Source organism: Rhizobacter sp. (genome assembly GCF_031412495.1).
GTDB lineage: Bacteria > Pseudomonadota > Gammaproteobacteria > Burkholderiales > Burkholderiaceae_C > Schlegelella_A.
Genome location: NZ_JANODC010000050.1, coordinates 1 through 4,397 on the forward strand (window position 1 = coordinate 1; position 4,397 = coordinate 4,397).

Genomic DNA, 4,397 nt, shown 5'->3' on the forward strand with positions numbered 1-4,397 from the left:
GTCGACATGGCGCACCGCCTGGGCGTCACCGTCGAAGGCGAACTCGGTTGCCTGGGCTCGCTCGAAACCATGCGTGGCGACAAGGAAGACGGCCACGGCAGCGAAGCCACGATGACCCGCGAACAGCTGCTGACCGACCCGGAGCAGGCGGCCGACTTCGTCAAGCGGACCCAGCTCGACGCGCTGGCCATCGCCATCGGCACCAGCCACGGCGCCTACAAGTTCACCCGCAAACCCACCGGCGACATCCTCGCCATCGACCGCATCAAGGAGATCCATCGCCGGATCCCGAACACGCACCTGGTGATGCACGGCTCGTCGAGCGTGCCGCAGGACCTGCTGGCCGAGATCCGCCAGTTCGGCGGCAACATGAAGGAGACCTACGGCGTCCCCGTCGAGGAGATCCAGGAAGCGATCAAGCATGGCGTGCGCAAGATCAACATCGACACCGACATCCGCCTGGCGATGACCGGCGCGATCCGCCGCTACCTGGCCGAGAACCCGGAGAAGTTCGACCCGCGCGACTACCTGAAGCCGGCGCGCGAGGCGGCGCGCAAGATCTGCCGGCAGCGCTACCTCGAGTTCGGCTGCGAAGGGCAGGCGGCGAAGATCGCGGCCGAGCCCCTCGAGCGGATCGCCCGGCGCTATGCCGACGGGTCGCTAACGCAGACGGTGGTCTGAGGCTGGCGCGCATTCCTGCATGACCGAGCCGCTGTTCGAGAGCCGCCTCCGCTCCCTGCGGCTCATCGCCCGCGGCAAGGTCCGCGACAACTATGCCGTCGGCGGCGACCGCCTGCTGATGGTCGCCAGCGACCGGCTGAGCGCCTTCGACGTGGTCATGGCCGAGCCGATCCCGGGCAAGGGCCGCGTCCTGACGCAGATGGCGCTGTTCTGGTTCGAGCGCCTGAAGCACATCGTCCCCAACCACCTGACCGGCGAGGACCCGGAAAGCGTGGTCGCCGCCGACGAGCGCGAGCAGGTTCGCGGCCGCTCGATGCTGGTCAGGAAGCTCCGGCCCCTGCCGGTGGAGGCGGTGGTGCGCGGCTACCTCGCCGGCAGCGGCTGGAAGGAATACCAGGCGACCGGCTCGGTCTGCGGCGAGATGCTGCCGCCCGGCCTGCAGGCGGCGTCGAAGCTGCCGGCGCCGATCTTCACGCCGGCGACCAAGGCGGCGATGGGCGATCACGACGAGAACATCGACTTCGCGCGGATGAGCGACATCGTCGGCGCCGACCTCGCCGCCAAGGTGCGCGCCACCGCGATCCGGCTCTACTCGGAGGCGGCCGAGTTCGCGCGGGGCAAGGGGATCATCGTCGCCGACACCAAGTTCGAGTTCGGACTCGACGACGCGGGCACGCTGACGCTGATGGACGAGGTGCTGACGGCCGACTCGTCGCGCTTCTGGCCGGCGTCGAGCTACGCCCCGGGCGGCAACCCGCCGAGCTACGACAAGCAGTTCGTGCGCGACTGGCTGGAGGCCGTGCGCATCGAGGGCAAGCCGTGGAACAAGAAGGCCCCGGCGCCGCCGCTCACGCCGGACGTGATCGCCCGCACCAGCGAGCGCTACGCCGCGGCGCTGGCAGCGCTGACGCTCTGAGCGGTCAAAAAAGGGCCATGCTGAGCTTGCGCCGGTAGGCGTCGACCACCGGGTCGGCCGGCTTGGCCGCCACCTTGCCGGCGATCTCGAGGGTGCCCTGCTTGGGCGCCGGCTCGCCCTTGCCGGCCGCAGGCACCGGCTTGCTCATCACCTGCAGGATGGCGACGTAGGTCTTGCGCGCGAGCTCTTCCTTCCAGGCCTTGTCGCGCATCAGGATCTCGAGCAGCTCGTCCATCGCCTGGGTGAATTCGCCGCGCGCGAAGTGCAGCTGGGCGAGCTCGAAGCGGGCCTCGAAGTCGCGCTTGTCGACGGCGATGGCGGCGGCCAGCGCTTCCGGCGCGCGTGCCTTGGGCGCTGCCTCCATGGCCGCGATCCAGTGGCCGTCGGCGACGAGGCGGGCGTCGAGCACCGGGTTCGTGGCGACCGGATCGAAGGCCTTGCGTGCCTCGGCGATGCGGCCGGCGCCGATCAGGGCGCGCAGGTAGTCGTGCCGGGCCGTGTCGTTGGCCGGGTTGGTGGCGAGCGCGGCCTGCAGCTTGTCGATGGCGCTCGCGGTGTCGCCTTCCTCGAGCAACTCCTCGGCCTCGGCCATGTCGTCGAGCGCCGCCAGCTCGTCGACGCTGGGCACGTGCTTGTCGAGGAACTTGCGGACCTCCGCGTCGGGCAGGGCGCCGATGAAGCCGTCGACCGGCTGGCCGCCCTTGAACAGCACGCAGAACGGGATGCTGCGCACGCCGAACATCTGCGAGAGCTGCTGCGCGATCTCGGGCTCCTCGTCGGCATTCAGCTTGACGAGCTTGAAGCGGCCCTCGTAGGCTGTCTCGAGCTTCTCGAGCACCGGGCCGAGGGTCTTGCACGGGCCGCACCAAGGCGCCCAGATGTCGAGCAGCACCGGCTGTGCGAGCGATGCGTTGACGAGCTCGGCTTCGAAGTTCTTGTGGGTGATGTCCTGCATGGTGCCTGCCGAGGAAGGGTAGGAAAGAGGTGACGCCGCGCCGCCTACAATTCAAGGCTCGTTCAGCAACTGGGTGAGCCAACGTGAGCAGCGACCCCGCGGTGATCGGCGTGGTCATGGGCTCCAGCAGTGACTGGGAAACGCTCCGCACCGCCACCGAGATTCTCGCCGAGTTCGGCATCGCGCACGAAGCGCGCGTCGTCTCCGCGCACCGCATGCCGGACGAGATGTTCGCCTACGCCGAGAGCGCGTCGGCGCGCGGCCTGAAGGCGATCATCGCCGGCGCCGGCGGCGCGGCACACCTGCCGGGAATGCTCGCCGCCAAGACGACGGTGCCCGTTCTCGGCGTGCCCGTCGCGGGCCGGCAGCTGCAGGGCCTGGATTCGCTCTATTCGATCGTGCAGATGCCGCGCGGCATCCCCGTGGCCACCTTCGCCATCGGTGAAGCCGGGGCGATCAACGCGGCGCTCTTCTCCGTCGCCATGCTGGCCGTGTCCGATGCCGCCTTGCGCAGCCGGCTCGACGCCTACCGGGCGCGGCAGACCGCCGCGGCGCAGGCGATGAGCGCCGAGCTTCGGTGAGCGCGGCTTCGGCGAAGGGCACGGCGCGCTTCATCGCGCCCGGCGCGACGCTCGGTGTCGTGGGCGGCGGCCAGCTCGGCCGCATGTTCGTGCACGCGGCGCAGCGCCTGGGCTACCGCACGGTCGTGCTCGACCCCGATGCGGCGAGCCCGGCCGGGCTCGTTGCGCACGAGCACATCCGCACCGGCTACTCCGATGTCGACGGCCTGGAACGCCTGGCGCGCGCCAGCGCCGCGGTCACGACCGAGTTCGAAAACGTCCCTGCGGCGGCGCTCGACGTCCTGGCGCAGACCCTGCCCGTCGCACCTTCGGGCGCGGCGGTCGCGGTATGCCAGGACCGCGCCGCGGAGAAGGCGGCCTTCGCGCGCAGCGGCGTCGCCTGCGCGGCGCACGCCATGGTCGGGTCGGAGCGCGACATCGACGACATCGACGCCAGCCTGTTCCCGGCCATCCTGAAGACGGCGCGCCTCGGCTACGACGGCAAGGGCCAGGTCGGCGTCGCCGGCCGCGGCGACCTCGGCGCCGCCTTCGCCACGCTCGGCTACGTCCCGTGCGTGCTCGAGAAGCGCCTGCCGCTGGCGGCCGAGATCAGCGTCGTCGTCGCCCGCAACGCGCAGGGCGACGTGGTCCACCTGCCGGTGCAGGAGAACGTGCATGAGGGCGGCATCCTGGCCGTGACGCGGGTGCCGGCGCGGGGCGTACCGGCGGCGCGCCAGGCCGAGGCGGTGGCGCTGGCCGGGCGCCTGGCGGCGTCCCTTGCCTACGTCGGCGTGCTCTGCGTCGAGTTCTTCGTCCTGGCGGACGGTTCGCTCGTCGCCAACGAGATGGCGCCGCGGCCGCACAACTCCGGCCACCACAGCATCGATGCCTGCGACGTGTCGCAGTTCGATCTGCAGGTGCGGGCGATGACGGGTGCGCCGCTCGTCATGCCGCGCCAGCACTCCGCCGCGGTGATGCTGAACCTGCTCGGCGACCTGTGGTTCGGCGGCGGGCCGACGCCGGTCGAGCCGGCGTGGCCGGCCGTGCTCGGCCTGCCCGGCGCGCACCTGCATCTCTACGGCAAGGCCGAGGCGCGGCGCGGCCGCAAGATGGGCCACCTCACCTTGACCGCGGCGAGCCCCGACGCGGCCGAGGCGGTGGCGCGCGACGCGGCGGCGCGCCTCGGGCTGGCCCTGCCCGGCCCGGGCGGCGGCTGACGTGCGCCGCGACGGCCACGACGCCGCCGCCATCGACGAGGCCGTGGCCCGGCTCCTCGCCGGGGAGC

Annotated in this window: 5 protein-coding genes; 4 read left to right on the top strand and 1 reads right to left on the bottom strand. The window is 71.5% G+C overall.

The features are described 5' to 3' along the window. Positions 1-681, top strand: a 681-nt coding sequence (locus AC30N0_RS01815; protein WP_489516231.1) for a class II fructose-bisphosphate aldolase, incomplete at its 5' end; no start/stop codon positions are given. 19 nt (positions 682-700) lie between these two features. After that, positions 701-1,597 carry a phosphoribosylaminoimidazolesuccinocarboxamide synthase gene (locus tag AC30N0_RS01820; RefSeq protein ID WP_489516232.1) on the top strand — a complete coding sequence of 299 codons (897 nt, stop codon included), beginning with the start codon at positions 701-703 and terminating at the stop codon, positions 1,595-1,597. Between the two features lie 4 nt (positions 1,598-1,601). Here the strand turns inward: AC30N0_RS01820 and AC30N0_RS01825 are convergent, their stop codons facing one another. Next, a complete protein-coding gene (locus tag AC30N0_RS01825) occupies positions 1,602-2,552 on the bottom strand; it encodes a tetratricopeptide repeat protein (protein ID WP_489516233.1) in 951 nt (316 codons plus the stop codon). A 116-nt stretch (positions 2,553-2,668) separates the two neighbouring features. Between AC30N0_RS01825 and purE the strand changes: the two genes are divergently transcribed. Both purE and AC30N0_RS01835 read left to right on the top strand, forming a co-directional pair. Next, positions 2,669-3,133 carry a 5-(carboxyamino)imidazole ribonucleotide mutase gene (purE, locus tag AC30N0_RS01830; protein ID WP_489516235.1) on the top strand — a complete coding sequence of 155 codons (465 nt, stop codon included), beginning with the start codon at positions 2,669-2,671 and terminating at the stop codon, positions 3,131-3,133. Then, the gene (locus tag AC30N0_RS01835) at positions 3,130-4,329 is read left to right on the top strand and encodes a 5-(carboxyamino)imidazole ribonucleotide synthase (protein ID WP_489516234.1); all 1,200 of its coding nucleotides are present in this window, start codon (positions 3,130-3,132) and stop codon (positions 4,327-4,329) included. Before purE ends, AC30N0_RS01835 begins: the two co-directional genes overlap by 4 nt. The last annotated feature ends 68 nt before the right edge of the window (positions 4,330-4,397 follow it).